This is a genomic window from Thauera sp. SDU_THAU2, assembly GCF_038260575.1.
Lineage (GTDB): Bacteria > Pseudomonadota > Gammaproteobacteria > Burkholderiales > Rhodocyclaceae > Thauera.
In genome coordinates this window covers 3,473,402-3,489,177 of the sequence record NZ_JBBWUN010000003.1, presented here as the reverse complement: position 1 = coordinate 3,489,177, position 15,776 = coordinate 3,473,402, and the positions used below count along the sequence as shown (strand labels likewise).

Genomic DNA, 15,776 nt, shown 5'->3' with positions numbered 1-15,776 from the left:
GTTGCCGCGGTGACGGAATCGCCCGCGGGGGAGTTGACGATTGCGGGCCGGCTGGCCCGCAAGGCGCGAAGGCCGGCGGTGCATGCCTGTTGTCGGCGGCTTCCTGATGGGCGAAAGCCTGCTGCCGCGCTAAGATTCGGCGCTCATCTGTGATTGCGAGGCGGTCTGCGGACCGCCTCGCTGCTTTTTTGGGGGCGGTACAGGCATGAACATGGGCATGGACGCTGCCGGCTGGATCGTCACCGCGATCGCGATCCTGCTCACCGGCATCTCGAAAGCCGGGCTGGGCGGCGCGCTCGGTGGTCTGGCCGTGCCTTTCATGTCGATGTGGATCTCGCCGCGGGATGCGGTGGCGGTGGTGTTGCCGATCCTGATCGTCATGGACATGGCCGGCATCCGCGCATGGCGCGGCAAAGCGGACTGGGGCGATCTGCGCATGCTGATCCCCGCCGCACTGCTCGGCATCGGTCTTGGCACGCTGGCTTTCGGCGTGCTGTCGGATCGCATGGTCAAGATCGTGCTGGGGCTGATCGCGATCGGTTTCACCGCCGACCGCCTGCTGCGCGGCGGCAAGGCGGGCGGGGACGGCGCGCGCCCCAGTTCGCGCGGCTTCGCCTGGTTGTGCGGCGCCGGCTCGGGCTTCACCAGCACGCTGGCCCATGCCGGCGGGCCGCCGATCATGGCCTACCTGCTCGGCCGCCGCTTGCCCAAGGAAAGCTTCGTCGCCACCTCGGTGTTTTTCTTCACCGTCATCAACCTGGCCAAGCTGCCTTTTTATCTGTCGATCGGGCTGTTTTCCCGCGACACCCTGCTGATGTCGGCCATGCTGCTGCCGCTGGTGCCGGTGGGCGTGTGGCTCGGCCTGCGGCTGATCCGCCGCGTGCCCGAACGGCCGTTCTATCTGTTCGCCACGCTGGCGCTCGGCCTGTCGGGGGTGAAGCTGCTGTGGGACGGCATCGTGGCTTGAACGGGCCCCGGCCGTGTAATGCATTGTCGCAATTGAAGGTGTTGCGTCGCCGCAGGCGCGGGCCGGATTCCGGTTCTGGCGTGATGTTACAGCGGTATTATTGCCGGCCATCCAGCCCGGGAGTATCGCTGTGTCCCGTTCCGCCCTGTCCCATTCCATCACGCCGCCGCCTGCCCGTTCGTTCGCGATGCTGCGCGAATGGGCCTGCGCGATGGGCATCGTGGTGGCATGGTACCTGGCTGCCCAGGCCGGTATCGCCTTTGCCATCGGCGTATCGCCGGCGCAGGATGCCTGGCTGCGCGACCTGCTTGCCCATCTGCTGGCGGGGACGGCGCTGTTCCTGATGGCACGCAGCCTGAAGCGCTTTGCGCTGGCGATGGCGATCGTGTTTTCGGCCTTCACCGTGTCCAACGCGATCAAGCTCGCGGTGCTCGGCGGGCCGGTGATGCCGGACGATTTCATTGCCGCAAAGAATCTCTTTTTGTTGCTCGAAGGCTGGCAGCTGTGGGGCAGCGTCGCCATGCTGGCGGTGCCGCTGGCGGGCCTGCTGTGGATGTTCGCCTGGCGGCAGCCGCGGGCCTGGCTGGCGCTGGCCGGGGTGGTGCTGGCGGTGATGGCGGTGGTGCGGCATCCGGCGCCGGTCGTGAGCTGGATGGACGCCCGTTTCGGCGACTGGGTGTGGAACCAGCGCGGCAACTACGAGATGCGCGGCCTGCCCATCCACCTTGCCCAGGAGGCCGCACGCAATCTGTCGCGCCGCCTGCCGCCGCCGCAGGCCGACGAAGTCGATGAGGCGCTGGCTCGGCTGGGGGCCAAGCCGCCCAGCGGTTTCTTCAAGGCGGCGCAGCAGTCGAGCGGCGGTGCCGGCCGCAACGTGCACATGATCGTGCTCGAATCCTTCTGGGATCCGACGCCGCTGAAGGCGGCCGGCCTGTCGGCCGACCCGCTCGACCCGGCTTTCCGCAAGCTGTGGAAGGCCACCGGCAATGCCAAGGCGCTGTCGCCGGTGTTCGGCGGCTATACCGCCAATGCCGAGTTCGAGGCCTTGTGCGGCTTCCCGGTGCGGGCCGACGCGGTGTTCTTCGAAGGCGGCTTGCGCCGCGACGTGCCTTGCCTGCCGCGCCATCTGGGCGAAGCGGGCTACCGCAGCATCGCCTCCCATCCCAATTCCGCGCCGTTCTGGAACCGCATCAACGCCTACAGCCGGCTCGGCTTCGGGCAATACTGGTCCGACCGCGATTTCGTCCTCGACGACATGAACCGCGAGTTCCTCAGCGACGCCTCGCTCTATCGCCAGGTGCTGGAGCGCATCGGCCCGGATCTGGAGAACGGCCAGCCGCTGTTCAACTACGTGCTGACCTATTTCGGCCATCTCGACTATCCGCTCAACGAAGCGCGTCCGCCGGTCATCGAAGCCCGCAGCGAGAACGAGCTGGTGGCGGCGTATGCCAATACCGTCTACTACAAGTCGCGCGAGCTGATGGCCTTCCTGCGCGAACTGCGTGAGCGCGACCCCGAGGCCATCATCGTGCTGTTCGGCGACCATCTGCCGTCGCTGGGCTGGAATCACGGCGGTTATGCCGAATCGGGCCTGCTCGCCGCCAGCCGCAGCGAGTTCGACGACGCCATGTTCCGTACGCTGGTCGCCACGCCGCTGGTCGTCATCGACGGCCGCCGCGGCCCGGTGCGTACCGGCGATCTGCCGCTCTATGCCTTGCCCGCGCTGATCCTGGATCTGCTCGGCGACGAGCGCGACAGCATGCTGCGCTTCGTCGCCCAGGCCGACGACGAGATCCGTGTGCGGCCGCTGCCGGGCATGCATTTCACGCTGGAGGGGAAGGCGCTGACGGTCTGCCGCCAGGGCGAGGACAAGCCGGCCTGCGAAGCGTCGAATGCCTGGGTCGAGGCCGTTGCGGTGCTCGAGCGCGATATCTTCAGCGGCGCGCAGCATGCCTTGCGGACGCCGCTGCGTACGGACATGCTGCAGACCGTCGAACTCGAGCTGGACGACATCGGCGGCGGGCTGCTGTCCGATGTGCTGGCGGCCGACAGCGACAACGACGTGTGATCGCGGCCCGCCGGCGCTTCAGGCCGGCGCGGGCAGGCCGGCGTTTTCGGCCTCGATGGCGGCCAGGGCATCGACTGCCCGCCGCAGCGCGGGCAACGAGTCGAGGGCGTTGTGCTCGGTCATCCGCATGATCGGCGCCTGGATCGCGATCCCCATGTTCGAGCGGCCGGTGGACGAGGGCACCAGCATGGCGATGCAGAACAGCCCGGGCAGGAATTCCTCGTTGTCGAAAGCGTAGCCGACGCGGCTGACATGCTCGATTTCCGCTTCCAGCGCATCGATTTCCACCAGCGTGCGCGGCGTGTATTGCATCAAGGGGGCGTGCGCCAGCAGGCGGCGGCGCTGAGCGGGGCTCATCTGCGCCAGGAAGAGCTTGCCGCTCGCCGAGCAATGGACCGGGACGCGCGATCCCGGGTGCAGGTAGAAGCGTAGCGGGGCGGCCGTCTCGACCCGGTCGAGGTAGAGCACTTCGCTGCCCGACAGCGCGGTGAGATTGCAGCTTTCGCCGATCTCCTCGACGAGCTGGCGCAGCACGGTGTGGCGTGCGCCGTGCAGCGTGTCGTTGAGCAGCAGGTTCTCGGCCAGGCGGCGCAGGCGTGCGCCGGTGCCGTACTGGCGTCCGTCGCTGTCGCGCTGGAGCATGCCGGCCGCTTCGAGCTGCTGCAGCATCCGATGGACGGTCGGTTTCGGCAAACCGGTCTCCTCGACCAGCCCCTGCAGCGTCACCAGTTGATCCTTCGCGGCGATCACTTCAAGCAGCGCAAGCAGGCGCATCGTCGGCGTGTCGCCGTCGAGCCTGGCGTGTCCGGGACGCTCGTTCATGTCGATGCCTTCATTCCGTTCCATCAAAGGGTACGCATCGTACCGTTTTTTGGCTCGAGACCGCAGCATGCCCGCTTCGGCAGAGGCTTGTGCAGCATGTTTTACCGCTGATCAATAAATATCGGTACGGTTGGTATCGTTTTCTGTATTTTTTTGTTGACTCGCCGTTTTTCATTGTCTAGAGTTCGATTGAGTTTCTGATATCGGAACATTTTGTTCCGTTTGTTTGATAAATAGATCGAGGAGACGCTAGAGATGACCGAGACGCATACCCTTTCCGATGGCCGCAGTATCCCGAGCGGCCCGACCCGGATGACGCCGTCGGAGGCGTTCGTGGAGACGCTGGTGTCGAACGGCGTGACCGACATGTTCGGGATCATGGGTTCGGCGTTCATGGACGCGATGGACATTTTCGCGCCGGCGGGGATCCGTCTGATTCCGGTGGTGCACGAGCAGGGCGCGGGCCACATGGCCGACGGCTACTCGCGGGTGTCGGGCCGCCACGGGGTGGTGATCGGTCAGAACGGCCCGGGGATCAGCAACTGCGTGACGGCGATCGGCGCGGCGTACTGGGCGCACAGCCCGGTGGTGATCATCACGCCGGAGACGGGGACGATGACGATGGGGCTGGGCGGGTTCCAGGAATGCAAGCAGCTGCCGATGTTCCAGGAGTTCCTGAAGTACCAGGGCCACGTCACGCACCCGGCGCGGATGGCCGAGTACACGGGGCGCTGCTTCGACCGTGCGATGAGCGAAATGGGCCCGACGCAGCTGAACATCCCGCGCGACTACTTCTACGGCGAGATCAGCTGCGAGATTCCGAAGCCGCAGCGTCTGGAGCGCGGCGCTGGCGGCGAGCAGAGCCTGAACGAAGCGGCGGAGCTGCTGGCGAAGGCGAAGTTCCCGGTGATCATCTCGGGCGGCGGCGTGGTGATGGCCGACGCGGTCGAGGAATGCAAGGCGTTGGCCGAGCGTCTGGGGGCGCCGGTGGTCAACAGCTACCTGCACAACGACTCGTTCCCGGCGAGCCACCCGCTGTGGTGCGGCCCGCTGGGCTACCAGGGCTCGAAGGCGGCGATGAAGCTGATGAGCCAGGCCGACGTGGTGGTGGCGCTGGGTTCGCGGCTGGGCCCGTTCGGCACGCTGCCGCAGCACGGCATGGACTACTGGCCGAAGAACGCGAAGATCATCCAGATCGACGCGGACAACAAGATGCTGGGCCTGGTGAAGAAGATCTCGGTGGGGATCTGCGGCGACGCCAAGGCGGCGGCGGTGGCGCTGACGCAGCGGCTGGCCGGTCGCACGCTCGAGTGCGACGCGACCAAGGGCGAGCGCGCGGCCAAGGTGGCGGCCGAGAAGGCGGCGTGGGAAAAGGAGCTGGACGAATGGACGCACGAGCGCGACCCGTTCAGCCTGGACATGATCGAAGAGAACGCGAAGGAAAAGCCGTTCTCGGGCGGAGAATACCTGCACCCGCGCCAGGTGCTGCGCGAGCTGGAAAAGGCGATGCCCGAAGACGTGATGGTGTCGACGGACATCGGCAACATCAACTCGGTGGCCAACAGCTACCTTCGGTTCGAGAAGCCGCGGAGCTTCTTTGCGGCGATGAGCTTCGGCAACTGCGGCTACGCGTTCCCGACGATCATCGGCGCGAAGGTGGCGGCGCCGCACCGTCCGGCGGTGTCGTACGCGGGCGACGGTGCGTGGGGCATGAGCCTGATGGAGACGATGACCTGCGTGCGTCACAACATCCCGGTGACGGCGGTGGTGTTCCATAATCGGCAGTGGGGCGCGGAGAAGAAGAACCAGGTGGACTTCTACAACCGTCGCTTCGTCGCGGGCGAGCTGGACAACCAGAGCTTTGCGGAGATTGCGCGGGCGATGGGCGCGGAAGGGATCACGGTGGATCGGCTGGAGGACGTGGGTCCGGCGCTGAAGAAGGCGATCGACCTGCAGATGAACCACGGCAAGACGACGATCATCGAGATCATGTGCACGCGCGAGCTGGGTGATCCGTTCCGTCGTGATGCGCTCTCCAAGCCGGTGCGCTTCCTCGACAAGTACAAGGACTACGTCTGAGCGGCAACACGCCGTGAAACAGGCCCCGCCCGAAAGGGCGGGGTATTTTCCCCGGACCACGCACAGAGGGACGAGCGCGCTCGCGCGCCTTTGCATCATGACCGCCCAGACCAATGCCATGCCTGCCTCGATGTTCGCCGACGCGCGCAAGCTGCTGCCCGGCTTCATGCTGTGCACGGTGATCGCGATCACCGCCGCCTTCGTCTCCGACCACTACGGCGGCCCCAAATTCCTGTACGCGCTGCTGCTCGGCATCGCCTTCCATTTCCTCTCGGACAACGACAAGTGCATTCCCGGGATCGAGTTCTCGGCGAAGAAGCTGGTGCGCATCGGCGTCGCGCTGCTGGGCGCGCGCATCGCCTTCAGCGACGTCGCCGACCTCGGCCTGGCCGGTGTCGGCGCGCTGGCCGGCGCGGTCGTGCTGACGATCGGCTTCGGCATGCTGATGGCGCGCATGCTCGGCCTGCCTTCCATGCTCGGCCTGATCTCGGGCGGCGCGACCGGCATCTGCGGCATCTCGGCGGCGATGGCGATCTCCGCCACGCTGCCGCAGACCAAGGAGAACGAGCACTACACCCTGCTGACGGCGATCGGCGTGGCGACTTTCTCGACCGCGGCGATGATCCTCTATCCGCTGGTGGTGTCCGCCGGCGGGCTTTCGGTGGGCGAGGCCGGCATGTTCCTCGGCGGCTCGATCCACGACGTCGCCCAGGTGGTCGGCGCCGCCTTCATGATCTCGCCGGCGGTCGGCGATGCGGCGACGCTGGCGAAGATGTTCCGCGTCGCCATGCTGGTGCCGGTGGTGATGGTGCTCGCGTTCGGCTTCCGCGCCCAGTCCGCCCAGGCGGCCGGCGGCAAGAAGGCGCCGCTGCTGCCCTTCTTCCTGATCGCCTTCGCCGCGCTGGTGGGGGTCAACAGCCTGGGCTGGATTCCGGCCCAGGTGGTCGAGGTGAGTTCGGACGTGTCGCGCTGGTGCCTGGTGATCTCGATCTCCGCGCTGGGCGTCAAGACTTCGTTCGAGAAGCTGGCCGCGCTGGGCTGGAAGCCGATCGCGCTGCTGTCGAGCGAAACCCTGTTCATCGCCTTCTACATGATGGCCGTCGTGATGCTGATGCGCCTGCTGTCGGCCTGAGTCCGCGGGCCGGCACGACAAGCAGAAAGAGGAGACAGACATGCAGGATCCCTTGATCATCGCCGGCAGGCCCTACACGTCCCGCCTGCTGGTGGGTACCGGCAAGTACAAGGATTTCGACGAAACGCGGCTGGCGATGGAGGCGAGCGGGGCGGAGATCGTCACCGTCGCCATCCGCCGCACCAACATCGGCCAGAGCGCGGGCGAGCCGAGCCTGCTCGACTACCTGCCGCCGTCGCGCTACACCTATCTGCCGAATACCGCCGGCTGCTACACCGCCGAGGATGCGGTGCGCACGCTGCGCCTGGCGCGCGAACTGCTCGATGGCCACGCGCTGGTCAAGCTCGAAGTGCTGGGCGATCCGAGCAACCTCTACCCCAACATGCCCGAGACGCTGAAGGCGGCGCGGACGCTGGTGAACGAAGGCTTCGACGTCATGGTCTATTGTTCGGACGATCCGATCCAGGCCCGCATGCTGGAAGACATCGGCTGCGTCGCGGTGATGCCGCTGGCCTCGATCATCGGCTCGGGCATGGGCATCCTGAACCCGTGGAACCTGCGCCTGATCATCGACAAGGCCAAGGTGCCGGTGCTGGTCGATGCCGGCGTCGGCACGGCCTCGGATGCGGCGATCGCGATGGAACTGGGCTGTGACGCGGTGCTGATGAATTCCGCCATCGCCCATGCGCGCGATCCGGTGCTGATGGCGGGCGCGATGCGCCATGCGGTGCGCGCCGGGCGCGAGGCCTTCCTCGCCGGGCGCATGCCGCGCAAGCTCTACATGGCGGAAGCATCGTCGCCGGCCACCGGCATGATTTCCCCGCTCGGCAGGGCGGCCTGAGCCCGTACCCCAAACGTTCCCGGGAGTGATACCCTCGCGCCTCTTTTTTGCCCCAGGGTAAAAGCGTCCTGCCGAGGGGCGGCAGCAAGCCTTGCTGGGCCGCGCCCGGACACGATCGAAAGGAATGATTCCGGCGATGAGCGTCAAACTGACCGGTACGATGTGGCAGCAGTTCTTCCAGCGTTCGACGTCTCCGGGTTTGAGCTTGCAGGGGCAGATACGGGAAATGCTGGTGAGCGCCATCCTCGATGGCCAACTGCCGCTCGATGCACCGATACCGTCCAGCCGCGAACTGTCGGCGCAACTGGGCGTCGCCCGCAACACCGTGGTCATCGCCTACCAGCAGCTGGCCGACGAAGGCTATCTGGTATCGCACGAGCGCAAGGGGCATTTCGTCAATCCGGCGATGCTCGAAGGGCGGGCGCAGCCCGCCGGCGCCACGCCGCCGCCGGCCGAAACGGCGCCCACGCCGAGTGCGCGCTCGCCGGAGTGGGGCCGGCGCTTCCGCTTCCGCCCGTCCCTGCAGCGCAACATCGCCAAGCGCGCCGACTGGCAGAGCTATCCCTATCCCTTCCTGTACGGCCAGTTCGATCCCTCGCTGTTCCCGACCTCGGACTGGCGCGAGTGCTGCATGAAGACGCTGAGCGCGCTGGAGATCGGCGAGTGGGCGCAGGACCGCATCCTGCGCGACGACGAATCGCTGGTGCGCCAGATCCGCACCCGCGTGCTGCCGCGCCGCGGCGTGTGGGCCTCGGACGACGAGATCGTCGTCACCGTCGGCGCGCAGCAGGCGCTCTATCTGCTCGCCGACCTGCTGGTGGGCACGGACACGCCGGTGGGCATCGAGAATCCCGGCTATCCCGATGCGCGCAACATCTTCAGCAGCCGCAGCTCGCGCATCGTCGACCTCGACGTCGATGCCGACGGCCTGGTCGCGAATGCCTTGCTGCGGACCTGCGACTACGTCTATGTCACGCCCAGCCACCAGTGCCCGACCACGGTGACGATGCCGGTGGCGCGGCGCGAAGCCCTGCTGGACATGGCCGAGGAGGCGGACTTCGTCCTGATCGAGGACGACTACGACAGCGAGAATCCGTTCGAGGGCGAGCCGGTGCCGGCGCTGAAGAGCCTGGACCGGCACGACCGCGTGATCTACGTCGGCAGCCTGTCGAAGAGCCTCGCACCCGGCCTGCGCATCGGCTACATCGTCGGCCCGGCCGAACTGATCCGCGAGATACGCGGCATCCGCCGCCTCAACCTGCGCCACCCGACCGCCTTCATGCAGCGCGCCTTCGCGCTGTTCCTGTCGCTCGGCCACCACGATGCCCTGCTGCGCCGGCTGTCGGCGGCGCACCACGAGCGTGCGGCATGCCTGATGCAGGCGCTCGACCGCCATCTGCCGGAGTTCAGCTACCGGCCGGTGTCGGGCGGTTCGGCCTGCTGGGTCGAAGGCCCGCCCTGGCTCGATGCCGCCGAGCTGGCGCGCGAAGCCGAGGCCGAGGGCGTGCTGATCGAGCCGGGCAGCGTGTTCTTCAATGTCGATTCGCCGCCGGCCAACTGCTTCCGCCTGGGTTTCTCGTCCATCTCCGCCGGCGACGTCGAACCCGGCATCCGCCGGCTCGCCACGGCTTTCCAGCGCCTGGAGCCAGCCGGCCGGGCCTGAGCGGCCTCGCTGGCCCAAACGATTGTTGCCAACTGGTTCTACGCAGCACTTCGACGGTTTTCTAATCTTGAGCCTCGACACCGCTGCGGCCCGGCGCCGGCGGCGGCCGACAACAGACGAGCCAAGATAAAGGAGACCCCCATGACCCAGCCTACCGTCGAGTTCCTGCAAGCCTTCAGCGATGCCTGGAACCGCCACGACATCGACGCCTTGATGAGCTTCATGGCCGACGACTGCTCCTTCCATGCCGTGGCCGGCCCCGACCTGCTCGGCCGCAGCTTCGTCGGCCGCGACGCGGTGCGCGAAGGTTTCCAGCTCGCCTGGCAGACCTTCCCGGATGCGGCCTGGCTCGACGCCGACCACTTCATTGTCGGCGACCGCGGCGTCAGCGAATCCACCTTCTCCGGCACCAAGGCCGACGGCACGCGGATCGAGGCGCGCATGGTCGATGTCTTCACTTTCCACAACGGCAAGATCGCGGTGAAGAACGCCTACCGCAAGGATCGTCCGCCGGTCGCCGCCGCCTGATTCGGATACGGCCCCCACCGATACGGAGTCCGAACATGGATGCAGCAGTCTTCAATCAATCTGGCGGAGCAGGGCGGGCCACGGCGCCGTCGGCACCCTACGATCCGGCCTACGACCCGCTGGTCTCGCCCACGCCCGGGCATGGGCGAGACTACGCGCCGACCTACTGGATCGGCACCGCTGGCGAACCACCGGAGGACGATGGCCCGATCACCCAGGACATCGACGTCGACGTCGCCATCATCGGCTCCGGCTTCACCGGCCTGACCACGGCGATCTTCCTGGCCCAGGAGTACGGCATCAAGGCCACGGTGCTGGAAGCCAACCGCAGTGCCTGGGGCTGCAGCGTGCGCAACGGCGGCCAGGCGCAATGCGCTTCCGGACGGCTGAAGCGTTCGCAGTGGATCCAGCGCTGGGGCCTGGACACGGCGAAGAAGATGCACCAGGAATGCCTCGATGGCATGGAGAACTTCAAGGAGCTGATCAAGGACATCGACTGCGATCCGCAGCCCGGCGGCCACCTGTACATCGCCCACCGCGACAAGGTGATGCCGGGGCTGGAGAAGGAAGCCCGCCTGCTGCGCGAGACCTTCGGCTACAACGCCCGCATCCTCGACGCCGAGACGGTCAAGCGCGAGTACGTCGACGACAAGGAAGCCTGCGGCGCCATGCACGAGCCGGAAGGCATCGGCATCCACGCCGGCAAGCTCGCCTTCGGCTATCTCCGCAAGGCGCGCGCACTGGGCGCCACGGTACATCCGGCCAGCCCGGTGCAGGGCTGGGAGACGCGCAACGGCGTGCATCACCTGCGCACGCCGGGCGGCATCGTGCGCGCCCGCGCGGTGGGCATCGCCACCGGCGGCTACACCTCGAACAACCTGCATCCGGAGCTGAAGAACCGGCTGCTGCCGATCCTGTCGAACTCCATCGTCACGCGTCCGCTGACGGCGGCCGAGATCGAGGCGTGCAACTTCCGCACCACCCAGGTCATCACCGATACGCGCGTGCTGCGCCACTACTACCGGCTGATGCCCGACAACCGCGTGCAGATCGGCAGCCGCAGCGCCATCAGCGGCAAGGATGCGCCACAGCAGAAGTACGAGGACTTCCTGATCCGCGACCTGCACCGCAAGTTCCCGGCGCTGGAAGGCATCCAGATCGACTACTCGTGGTGGGGCTGGGTGGATGTCAGCCACGACATGATGCCGCGCATCTACCAGCCCGATCCGGCGCAGACGATCTACTACGCGCTGGGCTACGGCGGCAACGGCGTGATGTATTCGGCCCAGGCCGGGCGCCGGCTGGCGCAATGGATCGCGGGCCGCGGCCGGGAGCTGGAGCTGCCGATCTTCAAGTCCAGGCTGCCTTTCCCGAACGTGCGCGAAATGGTCGAAGCCGAGATGTTTGCGCCTTTCCGCCGTTTCGGCCAGTGGTGGCTGTACCGCTGGTATCACCTGAAGGACGAGGTTCTCTGAAAACAGGGAGAAAGACGGGACGCGAGGGGTCCGCTGCGCCCCGGAGCCCGCATGGCGTGAGCAGTGTCTGCAGCACCTTTTCAAACCTATAAGCCCGCTTCAAGGGCCCGAGGAGACAATCATGAAAATCCGCAAGAACGTATTGATGCCCGTACTGGCCGCCGCCAGCCTGCTGCTGGCGGCGCCGGCGACGATGGCCGCGACCTTCAAGATGGCGATCGGCGACGCCGCCGGCGGTACGCAGTGGGAGCTCGGCACCAGCTTCGCCAAGAGCTTCGGCGACAGGACCGGCGGCAAGCACAAGGTGGACCTCTTCCCCAACGGCCAGCTCGGCGACGAGCAGGACACGGTGAACAACGCCGCCATGGGGCTGCTCGACTTTTCCATCCTCGCCATCAACAACATCACGCCGTTTTCGCCGACGGTTGGCGTGCTGACGCTGCCCTACGTGATCCAGAGCGCCGAGGAAGCGAAGACCCTGACGCAGGGCGACGTCGGCAAGGAGCTGGTCGAGAACACCATCCGCGATGCCGGCGTGCGCATCATCGGCTGGTCCTATTCCGGGTTCCGCGTGCTGACCAACTCCAAGCGTCCGATCCGGACTCTGGACGACCTCAAGGGCGTGGTGGTCCGCGTGCCGAAGAACGAGATCATGATCGCCACCTACCAGGCCTGGGGCATCAACCCGACGCCGATGGCCTGGACCGAAACCTTCACCGCGCTGCAGCAGCGCGTGGTGGATGGCCAGGACAACCCCTACATCACCGTGTCGGCGATGAAGTTCAACGAGGTGCAGAAGTACATCACCAACATCCGCTACCTGTTCTCGCTCGAACCGCTGATCGTCAGCGAGCAGGTGTTCCAGTCGCAGGACCCGGACGTGCAGCAGGCGATCCTGGAGGCCGGCCGCGAGGCCACCGAGCACAGCTTCAAGTACCTGCTCGAGACCGAGGAGAAGATCCGTGCCGAGCTGACGGCCAAGGGCATGGAAATCACCGATCCGGCCGATGGCGAGAAGGAATGGATCGAGAAGGCCACGACCACCGTGTGGCCGAAGTTCCACAAGAGCATCGGCGGCAAGGACAAGCTCGATGCCGCACTGAAGGCGCTGGGCCGCTGAGCGTGATGCACTCCGCGCAGGCGGCGCCGGTGCGCCCGCCTGCGCGCTGACCCGGCCAGCCGCGCCGGGTGCGCATTCTTCCCTCCCCAACCTCAGCCCGCGCCGGCGCGCGCAGCCGTCCGACCGCCATCCCGGCGGCGGCCGCCGGCGCGTGCCCGGCACATCAGCCAGGGAAAGCCGTCATGTCCATCAAAAAAGCCACCCTCAAGCTGCTCTCGAATATCGAGGAGTACGTCTGCGAAGCGCTGCTGGCCTTCTTCGTCGTGCTGCTCTTCGTGCAGATCCTGCTGCGCCAGTTCTTCGGTTACACCATTCCATGGGGTGAGGAACTGGCGACCTACATGTTCGTCTGGTTCGCCTATCTCGGCGCCGTGGTCGCGGCCAAGATGTCGGCGCACAACCGCGTGTCCTTCCATTTCCGCTACTTCCCGCCGATCGTCAAGAAGGTCAGCGAGGCGATCGCCGATCTGCTGTGGGTGGGCTTCAACCTCTACATGGCCTGGTTGAGCTACGACTTCGTCTTCAACCGCATGAACCTGTTCTGGAAGTCCCAGACCATCGGCCTGCCGATGAAGTACTTCTACATGATCCTGCCGGTCGTCTTCGTGCTGATGTCGATCCGCATCCTGTGGAACAACTACCTGACCCTGGTCAAGGGCGTCGAGATCCTCGATCCGGAAGCGGAAGAGATCGAGAACATCAAACGCGCGGCCGCGGCGGCCGAGAAGGGCTGATTTCCGCCACGCGGAGGAGACACAACGATGGAAGAGTATCTGTTAACAATCCTGTTCGGCAGCTTCCTGGGCCTGATGCTGCTGGGGGCGCCGATCACGGTGTCGCTCGCCGGTTCGGCGATGCTCGCCTTCCTGGCGCTGGACAAGAACCCGATCGCCTTCGTGCAGATCGCCTTCACTTCGGTCGGCAGTTTTCCGCTGATGGCCTTGCCGGCCTTCGTGCTGGCCGGCGCGCTGATGGAGGCGGCGGGCATTTCGAAGCGCCTGGTCGACCTGGCCGAAACCCTGGCCGGACCGATTACCGGCGGGCTGGGCGCGGCCACGGTGCTGGCCTGCCTGTTCTTCGGCGCGATCTCCGGCTCCGGCCCGGCGACCACTGCCGCGGTCGGCATGCTGATGATTCCGGCGATGGCCAAGCGCAATTACGAGAAGAGCTACGCTTCGGCAGTGACGGCGGCTTCCGGCGGGCTGGGCATCATCATCCCGCCATCGATCCCGATGGTGATCTTCGGCATCTCGGCACTGGGCATGGCGCCGCCGGCCGATGCGATCGCGAAGTTCGGCCAGTTCGATTCGGTGTCGATTCCCAAGCTGTTCGTCGCCGGCGTGGTGCCGGGGCTGCTGATGGCGTCCAGCCTGATCTTCATGAACTACTTCATCTCGAAGAAGCGCGGCTATCGCGGCCTGACCGAGAACTGGTCGTTCAAGGAGATCGGCCTGGCCGTGCGCCGCGGCGTGTGGTCGCTGCTGGCGCCGCTGATCATCCTCGGCGGCATCTACACCGGCTTGTTCACCCCGACCGAGTCGGCCATCGTGGCGATCTTCTACACGCTGTTCGTCGGCTTCTTCCTGCACCGCGAGCTGAAGTTCTCGACGCTGCTGGGCTCGCTGCGCACCACGACCTGGATCACCGGCCGCGTGCTGCTGATCCTGTTCGCGGCCACGGTGTTCGGCCGGCTGATGGTCGAGCAGCGCATCCCGGCCACGATCGCGTCCTCGCTGCTGGATCTGACCGACAACATGTACCTGATCTGGTCCATCCTGATCGTGTTCCTGCTGTTCATCGGCATGTTCATGGAAACGCTGGCGGCGATCATGATCCTGGTACCGGTGCTGCTGCCGATGATGTACATGCTCGGCGCGGACCCGACCCACGTCGGCATCGTCGTCATCTGCGCATTGTCGATCGGCTTCATGACCCCGCCGCTGGGAGAGAACCTGTTCGTCGCCTCGGGGATCGGCGGTTCGAAGGTGGAGGAAATCGTCGCCCGCATTCCGCCCTTCGTCTTCGCGCAGACCTTCGCCCTGTTCGTGATCGCCTTCTTCCCGGCGATCAGCCTGTGGCTGCCGCGGCTGATGGGCTATTGAGGCGAACGCGAACGGAACGCCGTGCCTGCCCGGGATGGGCGGGCACGCCGTTTTCCGGCAGAAATCGATCCTTGTGAGGGAGAACATCATGAAATCGTTTGGCGCCTACCTGAAGTCCCTGGTCATCGGGGCCGTGCTCGCCACCGTCGCCGCGCCGCTGCCCCTGCTGGCGGAGGAAGCGGACGCCCCGATCGCCGCGAATGCGCTGCAGGCGCGCGCGGAAGCCCTGCTCGACATCGCCGCCCGGCACGTCGCCGAGAAGGGCGAGGCCGGCGCGCTGGACTTCGCCCGCCAGTCGGCCTTCGTCGACCGCGACCTCTATGCCTACGCGCTGCGAACCGACGGCGTCTTCCTCGCCAGCGGCGGCTCGTCCGCGGCACTGGTCGGCGACAACGTGCTCGACTACACCGATACCGACGGCAAGGCCTTCTTCCGCGAGATGATCGAGATCGCCGGGCGGGATGGCCAGGGCAGCGTCGAGTACCGCTGGTTCAATCCCGCCGACAGCCGGGGCGAGCCGAAGACGACGCTGTTCCGCAAGGTCGGCGAAGTGATCGTGGCGGTGGGCTACTACCCGCCGCGTGCGACCGCGCTGGAAGCCAGGGCGATGCTGCGCACCGCGCTGCGGGCGCTCGATGGCGGCAAGGATGCGGCGCTCGCGGAATTCCAGGACCTGAACGGCCGCTTCGTGCGCAACGACCTGTACGTCTTCGTCGTCGATGCCGAAAGCGGCCGCTTCCTCGCCCATGGCGCGACGCCGGCGATGGTGGGCACCGACGGCTTCGAACTGCAGGATCCGCGCGGCCAGTACATCATCCGCCAGATGCTGGAAATCGCCAGAAAGGACGGCAGCGGCGAGCTGGATTACTTCTGGCGCAACCCGACCACCGGCAAGGTGGAGAGCAAGCACACCCTGTTCCGCTTGAGCCAGGGTCTGCTGGTGGCGGTCGGCAGCTACAACCGGTGAGAGCCGGCCGGC

The 15,776-nt window shown here is 66.5% G+C and carries 13 protein-coding genes; 12 read left to right on the top strand and 1 reads right to left on the bottom strand.

Translation table 11 applies throughout. The features are described from left to right. Window positions 1–205 precede the first annotated feature (205 nt). Together AAFL97_RS18055 and AAFL97_RS18050 are read left to right on the top strand one after the other, a co-directional pair. Window positions 206–967, top strand: a complete 762-nt coding sequence (locus tag AAFL97_RS18055) for a sulfite exporter TauE/SafE family protein (protein ID WP_341646090.1) — start codon at window positions 206–208, stop codon at window positions 965–967. 130 nt (window positions 968–1,097) lie between these two features. After that, complete coding sequence (locus AAFL97_RS18050; protein ID WP_341646089.1) at window positions 1,098–3,035, top strand: LTA synthase family protein; 1,938 nt, start codon at window positions 1,098–1,100, stop codon at window positions 3,033–3,035. 18 nt (window positions 3,036–3,053) lie between these two features. Here the strand turns inward: AAFL97_RS18050 and AAFL97_RS18045 are convergent, their stop codons facing one another. Continuing rightward, window positions 3,054–3,857, bottom strand: coding sequence for an IclR family transcriptional regulator (locus AAFL97_RS18045; RefSeq protein ID WP_341646088.1), 804 nt, complete (start codon window positions 3,855–3,857; stop codon window positions 3,054–3,056). A 255-nt stretch (window positions 3,858–4,112) separates the two neighbouring features. On the opposite strand from AAFL97_RS18045, the gene xsc reads away from it, so the two are divergent. The 10 genes from xsc to AAFL97_RS17995 all read left to right on the top strand — a co-directional run bounded on the left by xsc (window position 4,113) and on the right by AAFL97_RS17995 (window position 15,764). Next, window positions 4,113–5,936 (top strand): sulfoacetaldehyde acetyltransferase, encoded by a 1,824-nt coding sequence (gene xsc / locus AAFL97_RS18040; RefSeq protein ID WP_341646087.1) that lies wholly within the window; start codon window positions 4,113–4,115, stop codon window positions 5,934–5,936. A 97-nt stretch (window positions 5,937–6,033) separates the two neighbouring features. Continuing rightward, on the top strand, window positions 6,034–7,068 hold the full coding sequence (locus tag AAFL97_RS18035) for a YeiH family protein (RefSeq protein WP_341646086.1): 1,035 nt from the start codon (window positions 6,034–6,036) through the stop codon (window positions 7,066–7,068). A 40-nt stretch (window positions 7,069–7,108) separates the two neighbouring features. Next, complete coding sequence (locus AAFL97_RS18030) at window positions 7,109–7,909, top strand: thiazole synthase (protein ID WP_341646085.1); 801 nt, start codon at window positions 7,109–7,111, stop codon at window positions 7,907–7,909. Between the two features lie 136 nt (window positions 7,910–8,045). Further along, entirely contained in the window at window positions 8,046–9,572 is a 1,527-nt protein-coding gene (gene pdxR / locus AAFL97_RS18025; protein WP_341646084.1) for a MocR-like pyridoxine biosynthesis transcription factor PdxR, read from the top strand. A 141-nt stretch (window positions 9,573–9,713) separates the two neighbouring features. Then, on the top strand, window positions 9,714–10,100 hold the full coding sequence (locus AAFL97_RS18020; protein ID WP_341646083.1) for a nuclear transport factor 2 family protein: 387 nt from the start codon (window positions 9,714–9,716) through the stop codon (window positions 10,098–10,100). Window positions 10,101–10,135: 35 nt separating this feature from the next. Continuing rightward, the gene (locus tag AAFL97_RS18015) at window positions 10,136–11,575 is read left to right on the top strand and encodes an NAD(P)/FAD-dependent oxidoreductase (protein ID WP_341646082.1); all 1,440 of its coding nucleotides are present in this window, start codon (window positions 10,136–10,138) and stop codon (window positions 11,573–11,575) included. A gap of 121 nt (window positions 11,576–11,696) precedes the next feature. Next, window positions 11,697–12,695: a TRAP transporter substrate-binding protein gene (locus AAFL97_RS18010; protein ID WP_341646081.1), complete on the top strand. Its 999-nt coding sequence runs from the start codon at window positions 11,697–11,699 to the stop codon at window positions 12,693–12,695. Window positions 12,696–12,877: 182 nt separating this feature from the next. After that, complete coding sequence (locus AAFL97_RS18005; protein WP_341646080.1) at window positions 12,878–13,429, top strand: TRAP transporter small permease; 552 nt, start codon at window positions 12,878–12,880, stop codon at window positions 13,427–13,429. A 27-nt stretch (window positions 13,430–13,456) separates the two neighbouring features. Next, window positions 13,457–14,797, top strand: a complete 1,341-nt coding sequence (locus tag AAFL97_RS18000) for a TRAP transporter large permease (RefSeq protein ID WP_341646079.1) — start codon at window positions 13,457–13,459, stop codon at window positions 14,795–14,797. 88 nt (window positions 14,798–14,885) lie between these two features. Beyond that, the gene (locus AAFL97_RS17995; protein ID WP_341646078.1) at window positions 14,886–15,764 is read left to right on the top strand and encodes a cache domain-containing protein; all 879 of its coding nucleotides are present in this window, start codon (window positions 14,886–14,888) and stop codon (window positions 15,762–15,764) included. Window positions 15,765–15,776 lie beyond the last annotated feature (12 nt).